This window comes from Sporomusaceae bacterium (genome assembly GCA_031460455.1).
Taxonomy (GTDB): Bacteria; Bacillota; Negativicutes; order Sporomusales; family UBA7701; genus Anaeroselena.
In genome coordinates this window covers 57,092-79,949 of record JAVKTQ010000010.1, presented here as the reverse complement: position 1 = coordinate 79,949, position 22,858 = coordinate 57,092, and the positions used below count along the sequence as shown (strand labels likewise).

Below are 22,858 nucleotides of genomic sequence, written 5' to 3'. Positions count from 1 at the left end.
CGGCCCGAGCCGCGCGAGCGGGGTAGGAGCCGTCGGATTCCCCCGTTAACGGGAAACGGATGGCGGCGCGCAGCGCCCTCATCCGGAAGAGTGAGCCGCGTTGCGGCTAACTTGGGTGGCACCACGGGCAAAAGACCCGTCCCTGGCTGGGGACGGGTCTTTTTATATGCACTTTTAAATAACGGGAGGAGAATAAAAATGGAAAACAGAGACAATCAGGAACTCATCCGCGTGGCGAAGACCGGGAGCAATACCAGAGGGGTGGCGGTTACTGCCCTGTTGTTGGCCATCGGCGTTATTTTGCGGCTTGTCAGCCCGAGCATAGCGGGCATCACCCCCAACTGGCTGATCGCCATGTACTGTCTGGCCATCCTCATCGTGCGGCCCGGCCTGAAACAGTCGGCGGGCATCGGCTTGGTGGCCGGCGTGGTCTGCATGGCGACCTCCAAGGCGATCTTCCCTTACGCGAACCTCATCAGCGAGCCGGTCGGCGCGGTGGCCTGCGCCCTTGTGGCCGGTCTCACCGGGCGGCTGAAGATATTCGGCCTGACCCTCCAGCCGGCGGTCAGCACCTTCATCGGTACCCTTGTCAGCGGCTTTGTCTTCATCACCCTCACTAAGTTCGTGATGAACATCCCGATGCAGGTTTATCTCTACGGCATGCTGCCGGTGGTGCTGACGGTGGGGGCGGTGAACTGCGTCGTCGCCCAGGTGCTCTATTTCCCGGCTGTGAAGCTTTTTGCCGGCAAACCGGCGGATGTTGCCGCAGAGGAGGAGAAAGCATGATCTGGAACTATACGATGGAGCAGGGCAGCCGCTCGCAGATCGAGGAACTGCAGCTAACCCGTCTGCGCGAGGTTGTCGAGCGGACTTATCATAATGTACCGTCCTACCGGGCCAAGATGGCGGCTAAAGGGGTCGAGCCGGAAGATATCCGTACCCTGGCCGATATCGGCAAGCTGCCTTTCACGACCAAGCAGGATATGCGCGACGCTTACCCTTACGGGATGCTGGCCGTGCCGATGAAGCAGATCGTCAGGGTACACTGCTCCAGCGGCACCACCGGTCGGCCGACCGTTGTCGCCTATACCCGCCACGATCTTGGGGTATGGGCCGAGGTGCTGGCGCGGACGCTGGTGGCCGGCGGGCTGACGGACAGTTCGGTTTTCCAGGTGGCGGTCAATTACGGGCTGTTCACCGGCGGCCTCGGCTTCCATTACGCCGCCGAGCTTGTGGGCGCCTCGGTCGTGCCGATCTCGGGCGGCAATACGGCCCGCCAGGTCATGCTGATGAAAGATTTCGGCACAACGGCGATGATAATCACGCCTTCGTATTCTCTGCACCTTGCCGAGACGATGCGGGAGATGGGCGTCAAGCCCGAAGATACCGCGCTGCAGTCGATTTTCTGCGGGGCGGAGACGTGGTCCGACCGCATGCACGACCAGGTCGAGGAAACATACGGCGTCAAGGCGTTCGATGTCTATGGCCTGAGCGAGATAATCGGGCCGGGGGTGGCGTGCGAGTGTTCCGCCCACGACGGCCTCCACATCCAGGAGGATCATTTTTATACCGAGATCATCGACCCGGAAAGCGGCGAAGTGCTGCCTGAAGGGGCGAAGGGCGAGGTGGTCATCACCACCCTGACCAAGGAAGGCATGCCGATGATCCGCTACCGCACCCGCGACCTGTCCGCTCTCCGGCGGGAGCAGTGCGCCTGCGGCCGGACCCAGACCCGCATGGACCGGGTGCTCGGGCGGAGCGACGACATGCTCATCATCCGCGGCGTGAATGTATTTCCCTCGCAGGTCGAGGATGTGCTGCTAAGCCTTGGCGAGACAGCGCCCCATTACCAGCTGCTGGTCGAGCGGGAGGGCAGCCTCGACAAGCTCACCGTGCTGGTCGAGAAGGCCAACGGCCTGGTCGACGGCCCGCCCGAAGCGGTGCGCGCCGCCGAGCACAAGGTCCAGGAGCGGATGAAGGCGGCGACCGGCCTCAGCCCGCTGGTGCGGCTGGTGCCGCCGAAGACGATCGAGAGGAGCGAGGGCAAGGCCAAGCGGGTCATCGACAAGCGTGCCATGTAAAGGCCCGCCTCTCCTTCGGGGGCAACCGCAAAGAGGGGAATATTAGTTTTGTGGCCTTGTGTCGAAAAGCACGAGGCCTTTTTGTTTGGCTGTGAGTATTTCGTGGAGGAGGAGTTCCCGCCGGCGGAGAAATATCCGGTGAATGCCGTTGCCTTAGTGATTTTGCCGGCTGCCGGCGACATATAGCGCGGGAGGGTCAGATGAAAACACGGTGCGACTTATCTGTTTTCGGGCGGTTCAATTTCGATTATCAGCCGGTTGGCGTGAAATTTCTTTTGGCAAAGCCGGACGGGCTGGAGCGGCTCAATAAAAAGGCGGCCTTTTGTCAGATGCTGAGAGAGGCGCAGGACGGGGGCGCCTTCTATACGACAAAGGACGAGCACGAGTGCAAGGTGGGACCGATACTCCTGGGCATGGATAAACCCGATCCGGTTTTTGAAAGCGGGATGATCGGCCCTAAGCTGGGAGTATACGAGGATGCCAGGGCAAACAGAAGAATTTACGATAAGATGTCGCGGCTGGCGGAGGGCAGTGTCAACTATGTAGCTTTCGCTCCGCTGCCCCGTCTGTCCTTTGACCCCGACCTGCTGATCGTTACCGCCAGACCCAGCCAGGCGGAGATCGTGCTGAGGGCTGCGGGCTATAAGACCGGGGCGGGGTGGAACGCCAGGGGGACGACGGTGGCAGGGTGCGCGTGGCTATATATGCACCCTTATATTCACGGCGAAGTAAACATGATGGTCACCGGACTGCACCACGGCATGAAGGCGCGGAACCTGTTCCCGGAAGGGCTGCTGCTGTTGTCGCTCCCCTTTGACGTGCTTCCCGGCCTTGTGGACAGCCTCAACACAATGGAGTGGGAGCTGCCGCAGTACCGTTCCACCCCGGAAGAGCACGCGGCCAGGATGAAAAGAATCGCCGCAGAAGTGAGGCGGGAACTGGAAAAGTAGACGATCAAAATGTAATTTCCACTGATAGCCAGGACAAGAAAAAAATATATACTTGATTAACCACCCCTCTAAGGGGTATACTATCAGGTGTAGAACGCTTGATTGCCAGGTGTTCTTCCTTCTCAATAGTATCGGCAAAGTACTATCAGCACAGGCTACCAATGCTTGTCTTTTGGGGCATTAGCTCAGCGGGAGAGCGCTTGATTCACATTCAAGAGGCCGCTGGTTCGAAACCAGCATGCCCCACCAGGAAACAAAACCTTCGCAGTATTTCTGCGAAGGTTTTTTGTGTCTCGCGCCAGCTTTGGAATATCAGGAATTTTCCGCCGGTCTTTTTCGGCTGCGGGGCGCATATACTGCCCCTGTAGTTTAAAATGGGGGGCGGTTTTGTTGAATCACCGTAGCGTTTTCAGAAGATATGTCGTCGAGGCGCTGGCCTGTCGGGCGGGTATTCCGCTGGCGGAGGCGGCGGCAATGGTGGAAGAGTCTCAGCTTGGGGCGCTGGCTGTCGGCAAGCAGAATTTCCTGTCGTATAAAGGGCCGGATTACTGGGCGGAAAAGATTCTGGAGCAATTCGGCAGGAAAATATTGCGCGGTGCAGAATAATAACGAAAACGACCGCGCCGGCAATGAAGCCACACTGTTTTCAGTGCGGCTTTTATTATTTTACTCTTGGGCGCCGCAATCTCTTTGCCGGGCGCGGCAGGACTTATCGCAAGCAGGGAGTATATATTAGGTGACAGTTTATGGTGCGGAGGGGAGTGGCTCCGGGATGTCGGTTGGGATAGATCTGAGGCAGGAGATTATGCGGGTAAACAACAATGTCAATATCAGCATATTCGGTACCGGCCTGAGAAAGCAGCGGGTGCTGGTTTCGGAGGACAAAATCATCATAACCGCCGACCATAAGCGCGTCCCGGCCCTTGCTGCGCTGGACAAGCTGGAGCGCATGACAACCCGCAACACCGACGTGGCCATTCTCGACGAGTTCAAGCGGCGGCTGCGGGTGGCGCTGACCGAGCAACTGAAGATGCCGGTGCTTAGCGTGATGAAGGATTACGACCCCGACCAGGAGCTTGCAGTGACGGTGATAATCGTGGAAGAGTCGTTTATGCGCAAGCATCAGGAAGTGGCCCGTTAAAAAAATATTAAAATTATTCTGTTTAATAAAAGGAATATTCCCCCAAAAGGCGAATAATGAAAAATAAGCTCATCAACGATGAGCGGCAACAGACAAATCGATAGACCCGGTCTGGTCGTAGGAGCTCCATTAGGAGAGCCGAAAGCTACCGCTTTTTCGGAATGGCGGCCGCGCATGCGGAATGCAGCGTTTGCGCGAACATCATTACCGGTGCGGTAGCTTTTTTGTTTTGGCGGGTACGACCGGCGGGTGACGAAGAAAAGGGAGGCATGAGGGTGGCAAAGGTCAGGGATGTGCTTGATGCTCTCGACAAGATCACCGGCGGTCGGTGCGTGAAAGACCCGGAGGATATTTACAGCGGTAGGCACAAGTTCGTTATCCGCAAATCGTCGGATGTGCCGGGCAAAGCATGCCTGGAGACGCCGGGCCTGGTATGCGGCAATCCGGAGGCTGCCGTCAATAAGCTCGCCGTGACGATGACACTGACGGAGTGCAATATCGAATTGGCAGGGGCCACGGGGGTGGATGCAATTGTCGCTCATCACCCGCTGGCCGAGGCCGCTAACACCGGTGGCGTGCCGATGCGCACTTACCTCGACCTGTACGGCTTAGCCGCGTTCGAATTGCATGAGGCGTTCCACGGCCTGCACCCCGGCCTGTCCTTCATCCACGGGCACCAGGTCTTTCACGCCGATATCGCCTTCGGGGGCGTGCCGGGCAATATCCTGTTCGTCGGCAAGGCGCTCAAAGGGGTGAATACGCTGGGGGACATGATCGACCGCCTCGATTATTTCATGGGGATGGACGAAGAGAAGCGGATGCTGATGGCCGAACGCGTCGCGCGCGGCTGCGACGGGATAATCGAGACGAATGTGGCCACCGGCGGCGTTATCCTTTTAGGCGACAGGGACAGCAAGGTGAGCACGGTCATCCACATTTTCCCCCACACGGGGTTTACGCCTGCGCATCTGGAGCAGGTCAAAAGCCGCTTCCCGGAGGCGGACACCGTGCTGGCGTCGATCAGCCGCGTGTACGGCGATCATCCGCTGATTGCCAAGGCCAAGGAACTCGGCATGAATTTTATCGTCGGCAATTCCCACGCCATGGAGATTCTGGAGAACGGCATGCCGATGGCTGTCGCTTTGCAGATGCTGCTGCCGGAGGTGGAGGTTGTGCTGTTCCGCGAACGGATCACCTCGACACCGATTAGTGTGGCCGGAACGCCGGCAATCCGCGAGTACGCCCGCGACATCGCCCAGCAGTACCTCGTCAACAGGGCGGCGGACGACGCCAAGGAGGTGAAGCGCCGGGCCTGAGCGGCCGGCAGATCCGGCCGGGTATTTGCACTCATTATTAAAAAGGAGGGAATGTAATGGCAAGTATTTCCGAACGTGTGAGCAACCTTCCTCTCGGTGCATTCCACTGGCGATTACTGGTGCTAATCGGATCGGGCATTGCTTTCGAGGCCCTCGATACCGCGCTGATCGCTTTCGTGCTGGCGAAGATGATCGGTTCGTGGAGCCTTACCCCGGTCCAGATGGGCTACATCGGCAGCGCCGCCCTCGTCGGCATGTGTCTGGGCGCCATTTGCTCCGGCACACTGGCCGACCGCATCGGTCGCAAGGCGATGTTCGCCGCGACGCTGGCGGTATACAGCGTGGGCACCGCGCTGTGCGCCTTTTCATGGAATCTCGAATCGCTGCTGTTGTTCCGCTTTATCGTCGGCTTCGGGGTCGGCGGACAGCCGCCGGTGGCCAACGCCCTGATGAGCGAATACGCCCCCGCCAAACACCGCGGCAAGATGCTGGTGCTCCAGAACTGTTCCTGGGCGGTCGGCTGGCTGGTGGCCTCGCTGATTTCCTACACCATCATCCCCAAATTCGGCTGGCAGCTGGCGTTCATCATCGGCGCGGCGCCGGCGCTCCTGGTTGTCTATGTTTACAGGACTTTGCCCGAATCGGCCCTGTATCTCGAAAGCAAAGGCCGCTACCAGGAAGCCCACGAGCAGGTCGCCAAGATCGAGCGCGAGCTGGGCGTGCCGGTGGGCGAGCCGCCCAAGCCGTCGGAGATTTCTAAGGTCGAGGTCGGCAAGACGGTCAGCTTCTTCGACCTGTGGGGCCCGACCTTCATCCGCCGCACCATCTGCCTGTGGATACTGTGGTTCGGCATCGTGTTCGCCTACTACGGCATGTTCACCTGGCTGCCGTCTCTCTTGGTCAAGGGCGGCCACACGCTGGTCCGGTCGTTCGAATACATGATGTGGATGACGATGGCCCAGGTCCCCGGCTACTTTGCCGCCGCCTATCTGGTAGACAAGATAGGCCGCCGGGCGACGCTGGGGAGCTTCCTGGCCGTAACCGCCGTTTCCGCCTATATGTTCGGCAACGCCGGATCCGTAACCCAGATAGTTTTCTGGGGCTGCATGATCTCCTTCTTCAACCTCGGCGCCTGGGGCATCACCCACGCTTACTCGGCCGAGCAGTACCCGACTTACGCCCGCGCCACCGGGGTGGGCTGGGCCGCGGCTTTCGGCCGGACGGGCGGCATCATCGCCCCGATCGTCGTCGGCTGGATAATGACCGGCCCGGAAAAAATCCCGACCGTGTTTATGATGTTCACCGCCGTGCTGGCAGTCATCGCCGCCAACATATTCTTCCTCGGGCGGGAAACGGCCGGCAAGACGCTCGATGAACTCACCGCGAAGGACATGGTCGCGGTGCCCGCGCCGGCGGCTACCCAGACCAAATCGGAATAGGCCACGCAAGGAACGTCAAAAGAGAGGCTCGCATGAGCCTCTCTTTATCGTATGGCGAGCTTGAAGACCGCCCGCGGGCCGTTTACCGTCGTGCCCGGGACTATTGCTGGCAGCCTTCCTTGCAGTGGGTGACGGGTCTAAGCATCATCCAGACCATGGCGGCGACCTCCTTTGGGTGATATGTAGAAGAAGGGGAGATGGATTTGTCTGGAGGGGGACTCGTGCGGGTAAAGAATGCTTCACTTGGCCCCATCTCCATCCTTCGCCTTAATTATAGCAAAGAATAAAATAAATTACAATAATTATTTATAAATATTTATTATTAATTTACGGCGATAAAAAAGCTCCGCCGGCACGGAGCTTTTTCGGTATTACGATTCGTCGTCGACTGTCGCCCACAGGATCTCGCGGGTGTAGCCGGCGGCCAGGTCGGGCGGCAGGTCGGCGCCGTAGCTGCTGTAGACTATCTGCAGGTCGGGGGTGAGAATGCCGAAGGCGAGTGAGCGGTTTTCCACTTCGTCCCGCCGCCAGACGAATGCCTGGGAGTAGCCGTTGTCGCCGATGAAGAAGGCGATGACGTTATCGCCGCGGAACCAGTAGTGGCACCAGCCGTCGTGGCCGTAGCGGCGGTGGCGCTCCCGGTAGGCCGGGTGGCCGTAGCGCGATTCGAGGAGATAGAAGTAATCGCTGTCCTGCGGTTCGAAGTGGATGTAGAGCGCCCGGTCGCGGCGGTCGTCGGCGTAGCAGGCGCCGAGGCTGCGCACGTGGTGGGACGAGAACCAGGACCAGTCGCGGAAGTGGCGGGGCCATTCATCGCCGGTAGGCCAGTGCTGAAGCCGGCTGTGGTAGCGGTGGATGTCGTGGCGGCCGTGGTTTGCGGGCGGGTTGATCTTGTCGCGGTTTTTTGCCGGATGGCGGTCGTTGTTGCGCGTTAGCTGGCGGTTGTTGCCGTCGGGCCTTTTGGCGCCGATCCTGTCCGGCCCTTGGGGCTGGCGGTTATGGTGTTTTACTTGGTCGCGGCTGTGGTTCGCGGGTGTGCGGCCGCTTATTTTTGCGGGGTGTCGGTCTTGGCGGTTTTGCTTGATCTGGGTGCGGTTATGGGCCGGCGGGGCCTTGACGCTTTCTTTGCCGGGGGCTTTGTGGCGCTTGACGCCGGTCGGCTGCTTTGCCGTTTTCCGCTGCTCTTCTTTGCCCTGCCGTTTGTGCTGGTCGTGATTTTGCGCCGGGCCCGCCCACGCGACCGAGACCGTGGCGAACGACAGCAACAGCGCGACGGCGACCAGGCCAAGGAGCTTTTTCATACAGGGCCCTCCTTTCATGCCGTTGGGACGACCGGCAGCTCCGGCGGCGCAGGTTTTGCCCGCCGGGAGGCCGGGGACAACCTTCGAGGCTGTTGATACATTTGTCGGTATATTGTATGACGGAAAGGCGCGAATTGATGACAAAAACTGCGGCAGGAATCGGCCCGCAGACGTCCAATATAACTGGTAATATACTCCAAATAAGGAGGTCGCGCGTGTGAAGAAATGGCGAGTGGGTCTGGTGGCTCTTCTGGCCCTGCTGCTGGCCGGACTGGGCGCCGGGCCGGTATTGGGCGCTCCGGGGCCGGATACGGCCGAGCCGCTGGAGAAGTGGGTAGGCAAGGTTTTTGTCGTGTTGCCCCTGGAGCGCGGCAAAAAGGCGGAAGGCTACGCCTTTACCCTGGCGGCGCCGCGGCCCGAACTGCTGACCGCGGGAGGCAATATCCGCGCCGACTGGCTCGAAGGAAAACGGCTGGAGGTGGTGGCGGTGAAAAAACTGCCTGCCTTCGATCAGGGGCCGCTGGTCAACGACTATGAGGTCGTATTCCGCATCCAGGGCGGTGACGCGTCCCTGACCGCCAAGGCACAGGGCGGCCAGGTGGCGCAGCTGGTGCCGGCCGACGACCTGGCGGCGGCGCAGAAGCAGTTCGCCGCCAAGGAGGTATTTTCGAAGCGGCTGGCCATCCCCGCCTACCAGGAAGAACCCGGCACCATCCGGGTGAAGATCAATGAACCGCTGACTGTGGAGGATGTGATCGCCGGCATCGATGCCGACGAGCCTATCTGGCTGGTGGTATCGACCGCCGACAAACGCAAAGGTTACATCGCTATCGCCTACAGCCTGACGAACGTGCAGCACGGTTTTTGGCCGTCCGCCAAACCGTGGGAATCGGTGCTGTTCGAGAGCGACCCGCGGCTGCTTTTCGCCTGGGACGACCAGACCTGGGCAGCCATCAACGACGGGGTGGCTAAGGCCGGCATGGTTCCCGACCAGGTACGGCTGGCCTGGGGTGAGCCGCTGAGTATCGTGCAGAGTGCAGGGGAAGAGACGTGGCACTACCCCGATAAGATCGTCAAGTTCCATCCCGCGACCGGGTTGTTCCTCATCCAGAGCCGCTGACGGAAAAAAGGCCTCGCTCGGCGCGAGGCCTTTGGCATAAAAAAGCCTGCGCATGACGCGCAGGCGAATAAGACAAAAGACGCCGCTTTTACGGGCAACGGGGTTTATCGTCGTCACCGCCCTGCCGGCGGCGGCCCCGCCACCAGAAGTAGCCGTAGCCGGTTGCCACGATGAGGAGGAGCAGCAACAGGCGCAGTGAGTTATCCCGGGCGAAAGCCAGCTGGTGGCCGACCAGCACCTCAAGGACGATTGAAGGGAATTTGCCGATTAGGGTAGCCCACAACATATCGGCGAAGGACATGCTGCTGACTGCCCCCAGGAGGGTTATGAGTCCCGAGGGGGCCAGAGGAATTAGCCGGGCGACAAGCATGGCCTTGAAACCGTTTTTGCCGCTGAATTCGTCGGCGACCGCAAGGCGCGGGCTGCGGCAGATGATGCGGCGGGCGGTCTGCTGGAGAAGGCTGCGCCACAGGAGGAAGGCGATGACTGTGCCCAGACACTCGCCCACCCACGACACGACAATGCCGCCGCCGAGGCCGAAGACGACGGCGTTGGCGCCGGAGATGAGCACGGTGGGGAGGACGCCGGAGAGGTTGATGATGATGTTTATCAGGATGCTGACCGCCACCGTCCAGGAGCCGAAAGAGCGAAGGTAGGCGGCAATGTCCTGGGCGTCGCCCGCGCGAATGAGCTCCAATACCTGAGGGAAAAAAGCGGGCTGAGCAAGGTGGATGGCGGCCGCCAGGGCGGCGATGGCGACCCAGGGCCACAATTGTTTCAGCATGATGTCCTCGCAGTAATTTGTTCCCCGTCCGGCGGGGTCTTCTTACATAATAAGAGGAAAGGAGGTTTTTCGTCAAACGGCGGGGAATATTTTCGGCAAGCGAGGTGTTACGATGATGGAGAAAGAAATGCTGCGGCGTTCCACGGAGGGGCTGTGCGCGCTTTTCAGCCGGTGCGACCCGGCGGATCTCGGCCTATTGCGGGATTATAACTTTGGCGAGGCTGCCGGCGAAAAAACGTGCGACGAACTGGTGGCCCGGATTCGCTACAACGGTTCGAACACCATCGCCCACCTGCTGGGCAGGGACGCGGAGTATCTGGATATCGTCCGCAACGTGGCCGATAAGGTGCATGTGCCATGGTCGCCCGAAGAGGACGAAGAGGCGGTCGAGAAGAAAATCCTCGGGGCGATTTTTGCCCGCGCCTGGCAGAAGATGTCGCCGGCCGAGCGCGCGCCCATCGAAAAACTGTTCACCGAGCAGGGTCTGGAGACCGAACGGATCAGCAGGCTGCTGGTCGAAGGCACGATCGTGGATTTCATGCCGACGATCGGCTACCTGGTAACGTGGAATATCGCCCGCATTGTGGCGTTGGCTGCGGCCCGCCAGGCCGGCGTCGAAGCGCTCGGGGGGCTGGTGGCCGGAGGGCTGAACATGCTGCTGGGCCCGTTGGGCATCATCCTGGGGATCGTCATCGTTTCGGTTGACCTCGCCGGCCCGGCGTACCGCAAGATAATCCCCACCGTGCTGCAGATAGCCTACCTGCGTCAGAAAGCCGGCGTAGAAAACCGTACGCCGTCCGGCAATGGCACTAATTGACAGGTGGGAAGCGCTACTGGTATCATAGAGATAATAAGATAGTTGTACATATGTCAGCGCCGACAGTCGCCGGGATGATACCGGGGCGATAAGATGAATAGCCCCGTTTAAGCGTCATGCCTTTGGCCGCCGACTTTGGGCGTGTCTGACGAGATTCGGAGAAAAAGGAGGGAACCTTCCAGCAATGCCTGGTAGGTTCTTTTTGCTGATTGCCGTGTTTCGGCAAAATTTTTCGGAATCGCTGGGGTAAAATTATCCCTGTTGGCCAAATACAAAGAGACGGGGAATTATGATGAGTCATCTGAGGGCAATAAGCGGCTACGACCGGTACCTCTTCCACGAAGGCCGCCATTTCCGCAGTTACCGGATGCTGGGTGCGCAGCCGGCGGAGAAGGCGGGCGTGAAGGGGGTCCGCTTCGCCGTCTGGGCGCCGAACGCGAGGTCGGTGAGGGTGACCGGCGACTTCAACGGCTGGACGGGCGACCAGATGAGGCGGCTGAAATCCTCCGGCATCTGGGAGCTGTTCGTGCCTGGGCTAGGTCGCGGGGCGCTTTACAAATACCAGATCGTGTCTGCCGACGGCGATGTGCGCGAAAAAGCCGATCCGTACGCCTTCTGGGCCGAGGTGAGGCCGCTGAGCGCTTCGCGGGTGCACGGGCTGGACGGCTACCAGTGGGGCGATAGCCAGTGGCAGGGCGGCGAACGGACCACCGGCGGCGTTAACAAGCCGCTGGCCATCTACGAGGTGCATCTCGGCTCGTGGCGGCGCAAACCGGACGGCAGTTTCTACTCTTATCGCGAACTGGCCGACGAGCTGAGCGATTATGCCGTCGATATGGGGTTTACCCATCTAGAGTTGTTGCCGGTCGCCGAGCATCCGCTCGATGCTTCCTGGGGGTACCAGGCGACGGGCTACTATGCCCCCACCAGCCGCTACGGCAGCCCCGACGATTTCAAGTACTTTGTAGACCGCTGCCACCAAAAGGGGCTGGGCGTCATCCTCGACTGGGTGCCGGGACACTTCTGCAAGGACGACCACGGCCTCAGACTGTTCGACGGCAGTCCGCAGTTCGAGTGCGGGTGGCCGGCCAGAGCCGAGAACCTTGGCTGGGGCACGCTCAACTTCGATTTCGGCAAACCGGAGGTATGGAGTTTCCTCATATCGAACGCTTTGTACTGGTTCGATGTCTTCCACCTCGACGGCCTGCGGGTGGACGCCGTGGCCAACATGATTTACCTGGACTACGGCCGGCAGGAGGGCGGGGAGTGGCTGCCCAACGAGCACGGCGGCCGGGAGAACCTCGACGCCATCGCTTTCCTCAAGAAGCTCAACGAGGTCGTCCATTATTATTACCCACGGGCGCTGGTCATAGCCGAGGAGTCGACGTCCTGGCCGCTGGTGTCGCGGCCGGTGTACCTTGGCGGCCTGGGGTTCGACTACAAATGGAACATGGGCTGGATGAACGACACGCTCCGCTACGTCTCCCTCGATCCGGTGCACCGCCAGTGGGAGCACCGCCTGCTGACTTTTTCGATGATGTACGCCTTTTCTGAGAATTTTCTCCTTCCGCTGTCGCATGACGAGGTGGTGCACGGCAAGAAGTCGCTGCTCGATAAGATGCCGGGCGACTACTGGCAGAAGTTCGCCAACCTGCGGGCCTTCTACGGGTATTTCATGGCCCATCCCGGCAAGAAGCTGCTGTTCATGGGCGGCGAGTTCGGTCAGTTCAGCGAGTGGTACGAGGCCCGCGGCCTCGACTGGATGCTTTTAGGCTACGAGCTGCACGGCAAGCTGCACGGCTATACCCGCGAGCTTGTCCGTTTCTACCGTGACGACCGGTGCCTGTGGCAAAACGACGACAACTGGCGGGGGTTCGAATGGATCGACTGCCATGACAGCCGCCAGAGCGTGATAAGCTTCCTCCGCCGCGCCGACGACGGCGAATGCACGGTGGCGGTGACCAATTTTACCCCGGTTGTCCGGCGCGGCTACCGCATCGGCGTACCGGAGGCCGGCTGTTACCGCGAGGTGATGAACAGCGACCGTGCGGAGTTCGGCGGCTCGGGGGTGACGAACGGCGAGCTTTGCGCCGAGCAGCAGCCCTGGCACAGCCAGCCATTCTCCGTCGTTCTGACTGTGCCGCCGCTGGCTACGGTTTACATCAAGAAGGAAGCGACTATGGAGGAGTAGGGAGGAGAAGAGATGCTGCACAAGGAATGCGTGGCCATGATTCTTGCCGGCGGCCAAGGCAGCCGGCTGGGCGTGCTCACCAAGACGGTGGCCAAACCGGCGGTGCCCTTCGGCGGCAAATACCGGCTGATCGATTTCACGCTGAGCAACTGCCATAATTCCGGCATCGACACGGTAGGCGTCCTTACCCAGTACCAGCCGTTCGAGCTGCATAACTATATCGGCATCGGCGCCCCGTGGGATCTTGACCGCAACACCGGCGGGGTGCATATCCTGCCTCCCTTCGTGAGGGCCAGGGGCGGCGAATGGTACCAGGGGACCGCTAACGCCATCCACCAGAACGCCACCTTTATCGAACAGTTCAGCCCCCAGTACGTGGTGATACTGTCCGGCGACCATATCTATAAAATGGACTATGCCAGCATGCTGGCCTTCCATAAGCAGACGGAGGCCGACGCCACCATCGCCGTCATCGAGGTGCCCTGGAAGGAGGCCAGCCGCTTCGGCATCATGAGCGCCGACCAGGAGGGCCGCATTACCGAGTTTGCCGAGAAGCCGAAGCAGCCCAAGAGCAACCTGGCTTCGATGGGGGTATATGTTTTCTCCTGGAAGGTTTTGAGAAAATACCTTGAATTGGACGAAAAAGACAAATTCTCCAGCCACGATTTCGGCAAGAACGTCATCCCCGCCATGCTGGGCAGCGGCCGGAAGATGATGGCGTACGCCTTCGACGGCTACTGGCGGGACGTCGGCACGGTCGAGAGCCTGTGGGAGGCCAACATGGATCTTCTGAGCGACCGGCCCGAGCTCGACCTCTACGATCCCAGCCGGCGCATCTATTCGATCAACCCCACGCAGCCGCCCCATTTCGTGGCCGAGGGCGGCAAGGTCAGGCGGGTAATCGCCAGCGTTGGCTGCCGCATTTTCGGCGAGGTCGAGAACGCGGTGCTCTTCCCCGGCGTCCACGTCGCTCCCGGGGCGGTCGTCAAGGATTCGGTGATAATGCAGGATGTCCGGATCGGGGCGAACACGGTCATTGAGCGGGCGATCGTCGGCCAGGACGCCGTCATCGGCGACGGCTGTCAGATCGGTCTGGTCGGCGATGCCGCTTCCGAGGCGATCACGGTGATCGGCGAGCGGGCCCGCGTCAGCGCCGATACCGTCGTTCCGCGCGGCGCGGTGGTAGAATAGGGAGCCGCGGGCGCGGCAGCAAGGAGGGGCGAAGATGAAAAACGTTCTGGGGCTTATCAACCTCCACGAGAACGAGGAATTGCTCAAGGAGCTCACCCGCCACCGGCCGCTGGCGGCGGTGCCTTTTGGCGGCCGGTACCGGCTTATCGATTTCGCGCTGTCCAACATGGTCAACTCGGGCATCGTCAACGTCGGCATCGTTGTCAAGAACAAGGCCCGGTCGATAATGGACCACCTGCGGTCAGGCAAGGAATGGGACCTGGCCCGCAAGCGCGACGGCCTGTTTGTCCTGCCGCCGCCCGACCATATCCACTACTCGAACAGCATCTACAAGGGTGACCTTGAGCATTTTCACAGCCACGTCGATTTCCTGCAGCGCAGCAGCCAGGAATACGTAATCGTCGCCGGCAGCCATACCGTCTACAACACCGACTATCGGGAGGCGTTCCGCTTCCACCAGGAGAAGCAGGCCGACATCACGATAATATATAAGGATGAACCGCCCGTGCCCGGCAAGCAGTATTCGCTGGCCACAGCGGTGACGGTCGACGGCGACGGCCGCGTCACCGACATGCACGTCACCACCGGCCGCGTCGCGGGAGGCCCCATCTGCCTCGAAACATTCATCATGCGCAAATCGCTGCTGCTCCAGATTATCGAGGACTGCATCGCCCACGGCGAATACGACTTCGTCAAGGAGGGCATTGTCAAACGCCTCGGCCGGCATAAAATTTTCGGTTTTCCTTTTACTGGCTATATGGCCAAAATCAATTCCGTCCAGGCCTACTTCCGCGCCAACATGGACCTGCTGCACCCCGAAATATGGCAAGACCTGTTCCTCAAGTCCGGCCCCGTATACACAAAGGTCAAGGACGAGCCGCCGGCCAACTACCGCGACCAGGCGGCGGTCAGCAATGTGCTGGTGGCCAACGGCTGCGTCATCGAAGGCCGGGTGGAGAATAGCCTGCTGTCCCGTAGCGTCATAATCCACCGCGGCGCGTACGTCAACAACTGCATCATCATGCAGAAGTGCGAAATCGGCCCCAATGCCGTACTTGAGAACGTCATCTGCGACAAGGATGTGCGGATCTCGAACGCCAAGCGGCTTATCGGCGACAAGAATTATGTACTTGTTATCGAAAAGGGGATGGTAGTATGACGGCTAAAAAAGTGTTATTCGTCGCCGCCGAGGCGGTGCCGTTCGTCAAGACGGGCGGCCTGGCCGATGTCGCCGGCTCGCTGCCCAAGGAACTGGCGCGGCAGGGCGTCGACGCGCGGATCATCATGCCCAAGTACGGCGACATCCCGGCCGCGTGGGTCGAGCAGATGGTGCACGTGCGCCACATCGAGGTGACGCTCGGCTGGCGGCGCCTTTATTGCGGCATCGAGCGGCTGGAACATAACGGGCTTGTATACTATTTCATCGACAACGAGTATTACTTCCGTCGCCAGGGGCTTTACGGCTTCCTCGACGACGCCGAACGGTTCAGCTTCTTCTGCCGGGCGGTGCTGGAAGTGCTGCCGTATCTGGACTTCGCGCCCGACATCCTCCACTGCCACGACTGGCACACCGCCATGGTGCCGGTGCTGCTGCACGCGCATTATCGGAACGTGACGCCGCACCACAAGCTGCGGACGGTGCTCACCATCCACAATATCCAATATCAGGGCGTGTTCGAAAAAGGGGTGCTCGGCGACCTGCTGGCGCTCGACGAGGGCGAGTATATGACCGCCGACCGGCTGGATTTCCACGGCCGGGTCAATTATCTCAAGGGGGGAATCGTCTTCGCCGACGCGGTGACGACAGTCAGCCGGACGTACGCCTGGGAGATCCTCACCCCCGAAGGCGGCTGGCAGCTTGACAGTGTCCTGAAGAAGCGCGAGGCCGACGTAACCGGCATCTTGAACGGCCTTGACTACGAAGTGTACGACCCCGGCAACGACAAGCTCGTGTATCAGCCTTATACCCGGCGGTCGATCGGCCGCAAGCAGACCAACAAGGCCAAGCTGCAGGAGTTCCTCGGCCTCGAGGTGCGGCCGGAGGCGATGATGATCGCCGTCGTATCGCGGCTGGTATGGGCCAAGGGGTTCGATCTCATCGCCGCGGCGCTGGAGGAAATCCTCGCCGCCGATGTACAGGTGGTCGTCCTCGGCACAGGCGAGGACAAATACGAGAGCATGTTCCGGGTGGCCGGCCACCGCCACCCCGGCAAGCTGTCCGCCAACATCTACTTCGACGAGGCGCTGGCCCACAAGATTTACGCCGCCGCCGACCTCTTCCTGATGCCGTCGCTCCACGAGCCGTGCGGTATCGGCCAGCTCATCGCCCTGCGCTACGGCTGCGTGCCGCTGGTGCGGGAGACGGGCGGCCTCAAGGATACAATTCAGCCGTACAATGAATATACTGGCGAAGGGAACGGTTTCAGCTTTACCCAGCCCAACGCCGGCGATATGCTGTATACCCTCCGCCGCGCCATGGATTTCTACCGCGACGGCGAGGTGTGGCCGCGGATCGTCAAGGCCGCGATGGCCTCCGATTTCAGCTGGCAGCGCTCGGCGTCCGAATATGTGGCAGTCTACGAGAAACTGACCTGACGTACGACGTTTATATTGCGGGGGAAAAAGATGCTTAGAGATAAGGAAGAGTTCAAGGCCGCCTTTATCGAGAGGCTGCAGGCCCTCCACGGCAAGAGCCTTGAGGAGGCGTCGGCCCAGAATAAGTATGCCGCCCTGGGCAGCCTGGTCCGCGACTATATCGGCAAACGCTGGGTCAATACCAACAGGCAGTACGCCGCCAAAGGTGAAAAGCAGGTCTACTATTTTTCAATCGAGTTTCTGCTCGGCCGCCTGCTCGACACCTACCTCCGCGGCATGGGTATCCGCGACGCGTGGGTCGAGGCGCTGGCCGAGCTTGGCGTCGACTACGCCGAGCTTGAGGACCAGGAGCACGACGCCGGCCTTGGCAACGGCGGCCTCGGCAGGCTGGCGGCCTGTTTTCTCGACTCGCTGGCCGCGCTGGAGCTGCCCGGCCACGGCTGTGGCATCAGGTATAAATACGGCCTGTTCGAGCAGAAGATCATCGACGGCGACCAGGTCGAGCATCCCGACAACTGGCTCAAGAACGGCAACATCTGGGAGTACCGCAAAATCGACAAGGCGGTGAGGGTCGAGTTCGGCGGCGCCTTCGGGGCGGTGCTGGCCGTCCCCTACGACATACCCATCCTCGGCTACGGCAACAACACCGTCAACACCCTCAGACTGTGGAGCGCCGAACCCACCGAGGGCGAGATGGATTTCGCCTCCTTCAACCAGGGCAACTACCTCAAGGCGGTGGAGTACAAGTATTCGGTGGAGGCGATCTCCGAGATCCTCTACCCCGACGACACCCACTACGAGGGCCGCCTACTACGGCTGAAGCAGCAGTATTTCCTCGTTTCGGCCGGCATCCAGAGCATCCTGCGCACCCTCAGGCGCAAGCACGGCGACATTCGGCTGCTGCCGGAGAAGGTCGCCATCCATATCAACGACACTCATCCTGCTCTGGCGGTGCCCGAGTTGATGCGCATCCTCATGGACGAGGAGGGGCTGGGCTGGGACGAGGCCTGGCAGCTGACGACCAACACCGTCTCTTACACCAACCACACCATCATGCCCGAGGCGCTGGAGAAATGGCCGATCGACATTTTCCAGAGCCTGCTGCCGCGCCTGTGGGAGATCGTCAACGAGATCAACGAGCGTTTCTGCCGCGACCTATGGCATTTCTACCCCGGCGACTGGGACCGGATCGCCGCCATGGCCATTACCGCCGACGGCTTCGTCAAGATGGCCCACCTGGCGGTGGCGGGCAGCCACAGCGTCAACGGGGTGGCGAAGATCCACACCGAGATCCTCAAGAAAGACTGCATGAAGCTGTTCTACCAATATACTCCTTACAAGTTCAACAACAAGACTAACGGCATAACCCACCGCCGCTGGCTGATGAAGGCCAACCCCGGACTGGCCGCGCTCATCACCGACACCATCGGCCCGAGCTGGGTTCATCACCCCACCGACCTCAACAGGCTGCAATATTTCACCGCCGACGCCCCCTTCCAGGAAAGCCTGGCGGCCATCAAACGCGAACGCAAGACGGCGCTGGCCCGGTTCGTGAAAACCCGCTATGACATCGACCTCGACCCGGCCTCGATTTTCGACACCCATGTGAAGCGCATTCACGTCTACAAACGTCAGCTTCTAAACCTGCTGAGGATTATGGAGCTCTATAACCGACTTAAGGAAAACCCCCAGCTCGACGTCGTGCCGCGGACATTCATTTTCTCCGGCAAGGCGGCCCCCAGCTATCTGCTGGCCAAGAAGGTCATCAAGCTCGTCAACGCTCTGGCGACGCTGGTCAACAACGACCCGGCGGTGAACGGCAAAATGAAGGTTATTTTCCTGGAGAACTACGGGGTTACACTGGCCGAACTCATCATCCCGGCCACCGACGTCAGCGAGCAGATTTCGACCGCCAGCAAGGAGGCGTCGGGCACCGGCAACATGAAGTTCATGATGAACGGGGCAATCACTGTCGGCACGCTCGACGGCGCCAACGTCGAGATCCGCGAGGCGGTGGGGGACGGCAATATCTTTATCTTCGGCCTCAGGGCGGACGAAGTGATTGATATCTGCGCCAATGACCAGTGCAACCCCCGCTACCTTTACCACAGCGACCCGCGCATCCGCATGATCGCCGAGCAACTGGTCGACGGCAGCCTTCCCGGCGGCCCGGACGAATTCCGGCCCCTTTACGACTATCTTGTCCACGGCAAGGGCGATTTCTTCGAGCTCCAGGATTTCGCCGCCTACCTGGACGCCCAGGGCAGGGTTGACGCACTGTTCCGCGACCGGCGGGCGTGGTCGGCGATGTCGGCGATCAATATCGCCCGCTCGGGGCAGTTTTCCAGCGACCATACCGTCGGCGAATACGCGATCGGCATCTGGAACATCCGGCCGGTACCGATCGGTGAATGAGGATGGTGCTCTGATGGCGCGCGACTGGCTGTACCACGATTCCCGCACCGCCATTTTCCGCAGCCCGTTCGGCGCTGTCGCCTGCGGGACGGTCATTGACCTGCGCCTGGCGGTCGACGCCGGCCGCCGGGTCGACGAGGTGCTGCTCCGCACCTGGCGTGACGGCGGCGGAGAAGATATTATCCCCATGACGCTGTCGGAAGACGGCGGCGAACGATACTACCACGCCGCTCTGGCCGCCCCGGGCGAGCCGGGGCTGGTGTGGTATTATTTTATTGTCCGCACCGGCGATGAGGTGCATTTTTACGGCAACAACGAGCGCCAGGTGGGCGGACCGGGGGCGGTGTACGCCTCGCCGCCGCCGTCTTTCCAGATCACCGTCCATCTGCCTGGCGCAGCCGCGCCTGCCTGGTATAAGGACGCGGTCGTCTACCAGATATTCGTCGACCGCTTCTTTAACGGTACCCCCGGCGGCCGGGTGAAAAACGCCAAACCCGGCAGTCTTATCCATGCCTGCTGGCAGGACGATCCTGTGTATGTGCGGGAGCGGGAGACGGGCAATATCCTCGCTTACGACTTTTTCGGCGGCAACCTCGCGGGGGTGATGGCCAAGCTGCCGTACCTCAAGGGCCTGGGCGTGAGCGCCCTGTACTTCAACCCGGTCTTCGAGGCCGCCAGTAACCACAAGTACGATACCGCCGACTACACCAGCATCGACGCCATGTTCGGCGACAACGATCTTTTTCGCGAACTGTGCGACCGGGCGGGCAAGCTGGGTATGGCCGTCATCCTTGACGGCGTCTTCAGCCATACCGGCAGCGACAGCATCTACTTCAACCGCGACGGACGCTATCCAGGTCCGGGGGCTTACCAGTCGACCGACTCGCCTTACTACCCCTGGTACCGATTCCGCCGCCACCCCGACGACTACGAAGCGTGGTGGGGTGTTGACGCTCTGCCGGCCGTCGACGAGCTGGAACCTTCCTACCTGCATTTCATCGCCGGCGGCGAGGACAGCGTTGTCAGGCGCTGGCTAAGGCTGGGCGCGAAGGGCTGGCGCCTCGACGTCGCCGACGAGCTGCCGGACGAATTTATCCGGACTTTAAGGAGGGCGGCGAAGGAAACCGATCCCGAAGCGGTGATAATCGGCGAAGTGTGGGAGGACGCATCCCGCAAGGTAAGCTACGACCGGCTCAGGGGCTACTTTCGGGGCGACGAGCTCGACGCCGCCACCAACTACCCCTTCCGCCGCGCCGCCCTCGATTTTCTCCTCGGCCGCCAGGATGCCGAGGCAACGCGGCAGGCGCTATACAGTCTCTATGAAAACTATCCGCGCGAAAATTTCCTTGCCGCCCTCAATGTTATCGGCAGCCATGACGTGCCGCGGGTCCTTACCCTGCTGAGCGGCTACGAGGAACCCGACCACGTGCCGTTCAGCGAGCAGCGGCAGCAGCGCCTGGGGCCCGGCGGGCGGGAACTGGCGGTGCGGCGGCTGAAGCTGCTCGCCCTCTGGCAGATGACCTTTCCCGGCGTGCCGTGCATCTATTACGGCGACGAAGCCGGGCTGGAAGGCTACGCCGAGCCGCTCAACCGGCGCACCTTCCCCTGGGGCCGGGAGGACGCCGCCCTCACAGCCTGGTACCGCACGGCCATCGCGCTGCGCAACCGCTATCCAGTGCTGCGGAGCGGCGGCTGGCAGCCCCTTGCTCCTCATCGCGACGTTTTCGGCTACATCCTTTGGCAGGAAAGCGATGGGCCGCAGGATGACGGCGTCGCCGCCGTCCTCCTCAACCGCAGCGATACGGCGGTACGGGTGGAGATCGATTTCGAAGGCCGTTATAGGGGGCTGCTGTTCGACGCCCTGGACGGCGGGGCGGAAGCGGCGGCTGGCGACGGCCGCTGCGCCCTGACGCTGGAGCCCTTCGGGGGCCGGGTGCTGGTGAGCGACGGCGGCCGGGCGCGGGGCGAGTGCGGCGTGCTTCTCCACCCCACCTCGCTGCCCTCCGCCCACGGCATCGGCGGTCTGGGGAACGAGGCCCGCGAATTCGTCGACTTTCTCGCCGCCGCCCGGCAGAACTACTGGCAGATACTGCCCCTCAACCCCATCGGCTGCGGCAATTCCCCCTACCAGAGCGTATCCGCCTTTGCCGCCGAGCCGCTGCTCATCGACATCGACCAACTTGTCGCCGACGGTCTGGTTTCGGCCGCCGAAGTCGCCGCCGCCCAGACGGCATGCAGCTTCGCCGAACTCGCGGACGCCAGGGTGGATTATCCGGCGGTCCGGGAGTATAAAAGCCGGTTGTTCCGCCGGGCCTTCGGCCGCTTTATCCCTGACGGGGGCTACAGCGTTTTCCGGCGCGACAACGCCGCCTGGCTGGACGACTACGCCTTATATATGGCGCTGGCGGATCACTTCGGCGACGGCTGCTGGCAGAACTGGCCGGCCGACATCGCCGGCCGCGAGGCAACAGCGCTTGTCCGTTACGCCGGTATGCTGGCGACTGAAATCAATTACCACGTCTTTCTGCAGTACATCTTCCGCCGCCAATGGGAGGCGTTGCGTCGGCACGCCCGCAGCCGCGGCGTGAAGATCATCGGCGATCTGCCAATTTTCGTCGCCCACTCCTCGAGCGATGTATGGGCCAATCGCCGGCTGTTCCGCCTCGACGCCGCCGGCAGCCCCACGGCCGTGGCCGGCGTGCCGCCCGACTACTTCAGCGCCACCGGCCAGCTGTGGGGCAATCCGCTCTACGACTGGCGGGCGATGGCGGGCGAAGACTATCGCTGGTGGCACGACCGCCTCGCCAGCCTGCTCGCCTTGGTGGACGTCGTCCGTATCGATCACTTCCGCGGATTTGCCGCCTGCTGGGCCGTGCCGGCCGGAGCGGCCACCGCCGAACAGGGCCAGTGGATAAAAGGACCGGGATATTCGCTGTTCGCCGCGCTCGCGCGCCGGCTGGGCAAGCTGCCGGTCATCGCCGAGAACCTTGGCACAATAACGCCGGATGTTGTGGCGCTGAGACGGCGCTGCGGTTTTCCCGGCATGAAGGTGCTGCAGTTCTCCTTCGCCTGCGACGGGCAGGGCGACCCCCTGCCGCTCGGCTGCGAGGCCGATACCGTCGTCTACACCGGTACCCACGACAACGACACCGCCCGCGGCTGGTACGAGGAACTGGCGACAACCGATGCGGCCGGCAAGGCGTGCGCAGACCGCTATCTAGGCGAGGGCGACGCGGCGTGGCGGCTGGTCGAGCTTGCCTATGGCTGCCGTGCGGCGACCGCAATCGCGCCGATGCAGGATATCCTCGGCCTGGACGGAGCGGCCCGGATGAACAAACCCGGAACGGTCGGCGGCAATTGGGAATGGCGCTGCCCGTCCGGCTACCGGGAGGGGGAACTCGCCGCCCGGCTGGCCGCGCTGGCCGCCAGGCACCGGCGCGGGCCTGCGGCGGATTAGGGTGGCCGACGACAAAGCGCTATAGCGAAAATTATCATGTCGGTGAAGGAATTGTCGGAC

At 61.5% G+C, this 22,858-nt stretch carries 17 protein-coding genes, 1 tRNA gene and 1 other annotated feature (1 of these 19 only partly in view); of the genes, 16 read left to right on the top strand and 2 right to left on the bottom strand.

Annotated features, from left to right (window positions below):
* Positions 1-147 (top strand) — a binding site (T-box leader); it begins 104 nt to the left of the window's first position.
* Positions 148-198: 51 nt separating this feature from the next.
* The 8 genes from RIN56_14570 to RIN56_14535 all read left to right on the top strand — a co-directional run bounded on the left by RIN56_14570 (position 199) and on the right by RIN56_14535 (position 6,927).
* Positions 199-786, top strand: coding sequence for an ABC transporter (locus RIN56_14570; GenBank protein ID MDR7868017.1), 588 nt, complete (start codon positions 199-201; stop codon positions 784-786).
* The gene (locus tag RIN56_14565) at positions 783-2,081 is read left to right on the top strand and encodes a phenylacetate--CoA ligase (protein MDR7868016.1); all 1,299 of its coding nucleotides are present in this window, start codon (positions 783-785) and stop codon (positions 2,079-2,081) included. Before RIN56_14570 ends, RIN56_14565 begins: the two co-directional genes overlap by 4 nt.
* A 200-nt stretch (positions 2,082-2,281) precedes the next feature.
* Entirely contained in the window at positions 2,282-3,031 is a 750-nt protein-coding gene (locus tag RIN56_14560) for a DUF169 domain-containing protein (protein ID MDR7868015.1), read from the top strand.
* A gap of 174 nt (positions 3,032-3,205) precedes the next feature.
* Positions 3,206-3,280 (top strand) — tRNA-Val (locus tag RIN56_14555).
* Positions 3,281-3,421: 141 nt separating this feature from the next.
* Positions 3,422-3,637, top strand: a complete 216-nt coding sequence (locus tag RIN56_14550; protein MDR7868014.1) for a hypothetical protein — start codon at positions 3,422-3,424, stop codon at positions 3,635-3,637.
* A 166-nt stretch (positions 3,638-3,803) separates the two neighbouring features.
* Complete coding sequence (locus tag RIN56_14545) at positions 3,804-4,172, top strand: Na-translocating system protein MpsC family protein (GenBank protein ID MDR7868013.1); 369 nt, start codon at positions 3,804-3,806, stop codon at positions 4,170-4,172.
* Between the two features lie 275 nt (positions 4,173-4,447).
* Entirely contained in the window at positions 4,448-5,488 is a 1,041-nt protein-coding gene (locus RIN56_14540) for a Nif3-like dinuclear metal center hexameric protein (protein ID MDR7868012.1), read from the top strand.
* Between the two features lie 56 nt (positions 5,489-5,544).
* On the top strand, positions 5,545-6,927 hold the full coding sequence (locus tag RIN56_14535; protein MDR7868011.1) for an MFS transporter: 1,383 nt from the start codon (positions 5,545-5,547) through the stop codon (positions 6,925-6,927).
* Between the two features lie 371 nt (positions 6,928-7,298).
* On the opposite strand, the gene RIN56_14530 is transcribed toward RIN56_14535, so the two are convergent.
* On the bottom strand, positions 7,299-8,228 hold the full coding sequence (locus tag RIN56_14530) for a hypothetical protein (GenBank protein ID MDR7868010.1): 930 nt from the start codon (positions 8,226-8,228) through the stop codon (positions 7,299-7,301).
* Between the two features lie 217 nt (positions 8,229-8,445).
* Here RIN56_14530 and RIN56_14525 point away from each other — a divergent pair, with 217 nt between their 5' ends.
* Complete coding sequence (locus tag RIN56_14525; GenBank protein MDR7868009.1) at positions 8,446-9,348, top strand: hypothetical protein; 903 nt, start codon at positions 8,446-8,448, stop codon at positions 9,346-9,348.
* A gap of 88 nt (positions 9,349-9,436) precedes the next feature.
* Here the strand turns inward: RIN56_14525 and RIN56_14520 are convergent, their stop codons facing one another.
* Positions 9,437-10,132: a VTT domain-containing protein gene (locus tag RIN56_14520; GenBank protein ID MDR7868008.1), complete on the bottom strand. Its 696-nt coding sequence runs from the start codon at positions 10,130-10,132 to the stop codon at positions 9,437-9,439.
* Positions 10,133-10,244: 112 nt separating this feature from the next.
* Here RIN56_14520 and RIN56_14515 point away from each other — a divergent pair, with 112 nt between their 5' ends.
* The 7 genes from RIN56_14515 (at position 10,245) to malQ (ending at position 22,798) form a co-directional block, all read left to right on the top strand.
* Complete coding sequence (locus tag RIN56_14515; protein MDR7868007.1) at positions 10,245-10,949, top strand: hypothetical protein; 705 nt, start codon at positions 10,245-10,247, stop codon at positions 10,947-10,949.
* Between the two features lie 289 nt (positions 10,950-11,238).
* Entirely contained in the window at positions 11,239-13,140 is a 1,902-nt protein-coding gene (glgB, locus tag RIN56_14510) for a 1,4-alpha-glucan branching protein GlgB (GenBank protein ID MDR7868006.1), read from the top strand.
* A 12-nt stretch (positions 13,141-13,152) separates the two neighbouring features.
* On the top strand, positions 13,153-14,331 hold the full coding sequence (locus tag RIN56_14505) for a glucose-1-phosphate adenylyltransferase (protein MDR7868005.1): 1,179 nt from the start codon (positions 13,153-13,155) through the stop codon (positions 14,329-14,331).
* 34 nt (positions 14,332-14,365) lie between these two features.
* Positions 14,366-15,490 carry a glucose-1-phosphate adenylyltransferase subunit GlgD gene (gene glgD / locus RIN56_14500; protein ID MDR7868004.1) on the top strand — a complete coding sequence of 375 codons (1,125 nt, stop codon included), beginning with the start codon at positions 14,366-14,368 and terminating at the stop codon, positions 15,488-15,490.
* On the top strand, positions 15,487-16,926 hold the full coding sequence (gene glgA, locus RIN56_14495) for a glycogen synthase GlgA (protein MDR7868003.1): 1,440 nt from the start codon (positions 15,487-15,489) through the stop codon (positions 16,924-16,926). The genes glgD and glgA overlap by 4 nt, the downstream gene beginning before the upstream one ends.
* Before the next feature lie 30 nt (positions 16,927-16,956).
* Positions 16,957-19,341: a glycogen/starch/alpha-glucan phosphorylase gene (locus tag RIN56_14490; GenBank protein MDR7868002.1), complete on the top strand. Its 2,385-nt coding sequence runs from the start codon at positions 16,957-16,959 to the stop codon at positions 19,339-19,341.
* 13 nt (positions 19,342-19,354) lie between these two features.
* Positions 19,355-22,798, top strand: coding sequence for a 4-alpha-glucanotransferase (gene malQ / locus RIN56_14485; GenBank protein ID MDR7868001.1), 3,444 nt, complete (start codon positions 19,355-19,357; stop codon positions 22,796-22,798).
* Positions 22,799-22,858 lie beyond the last annotated feature (60 nt).

What these genes read in the sequence shown, in the direction of transcription:
- RIN56_14565 (MDR7868016.1), top strand. Translation starts at nt 783, where the DNA reads ATGATCTGGAACTATACGATGGAGCAGGGCAGCCGCTCGCAGATCGAG.
- malQ (MDR7868001.1), top strand. Translation starts at nt 19,355, where the DNA reads ATGGCGCGCGACTGGCTGTACCACGATTCCCGCACCGCCATTTTCCGC.
- RIN56_14560 (MDR7868015.1), top strand. Translation starts at nt 2,282, where the DNA reads ATGAAAACACGGTGCGACTTATCTGTTTTCGGGCGGTTCAATTTCGAT.
- RIN56_14490 (MDR7868002.1), top strand. Translation starts at nt 16,957, where the DNA reads ATGCTTAGAGATAAGGAAGAGTTCAAGGCCGCCTTTATCGAGAGGCTG.
- glgD (MDR7868004.1), top strand. Translation starts at nt 14,366, where the DNA reads ATGAAAAACGTTCTGGGGCTTATCAACCTCCACGAGAACGAGGAATTG.
- RIN56_14535 (MDR7868011.1), top strand. Translation starts at nt 5,545, where the DNA reads ATGGCAAGTATTTCCGAACGTGTGAGCAACCTTCCTCTCGGTGCATTC.
- RIN56_14505 (MDR7868005.1), top strand. Translation starts at nt 13,153, where the DNA reads ATGCTGCACAAGGAATGCGTGGCCATGATTCTTGCCGGCGGCCAAGGC.
- glgB (MDR7868006.1), top strand. Translation starts at nt 11,239, where the DNA reads ATGATGAGTCATCTGAGGGCAATAAGCGGCTACGACCGGTACCTCTTC.
- RIN56_14515 (MDR7868007.1), top strand. Translation starts at nt 10,245, where the DNA reads ATGATGGAGAAAGAAATGCTGCGGCGTTCCACGGAGGGGCTGTGCGCG.
- glgA (MDR7868003.1), top strand. Translation starts at nt 15,487, where the DNA reads ATGACGGCTAAAAAAGTGTTATTCGTCGCCGCCGAGGCGGTGCCGTTC.
- RIN56_14570 (MDR7868017.1), top strand. Translation starts at nt 199, where the DNA reads ATGGAAAACAGAGACAATCAGGAACTCATCCGCGTGGCGAAGACCGGG.
- RIN56_14545 (MDR7868013.1), top strand. Translation starts at nt 3,804, where the DNA reads ATGTCGGTTGGGATAGATCTGAGGCAGGAGATTATGCGGGTAAACAAC.
- RIN56_14530 (MDR7868010.1), bottom strand. Translation starts at nt 8,228, where the DNA reads ATGAAAAAGCTCCTTGGCCTGGTCGCCGTCGCGCTGTTGCTGTCGTTC.
- RIN56_14520 (MDR7868008.1), bottom strand. Translation starts at nt 10,132, where the DNA reads ATGCTGAAACAATTGTGGCCCTGGGTCGCCATCGCCGCCCTGGCGGCC.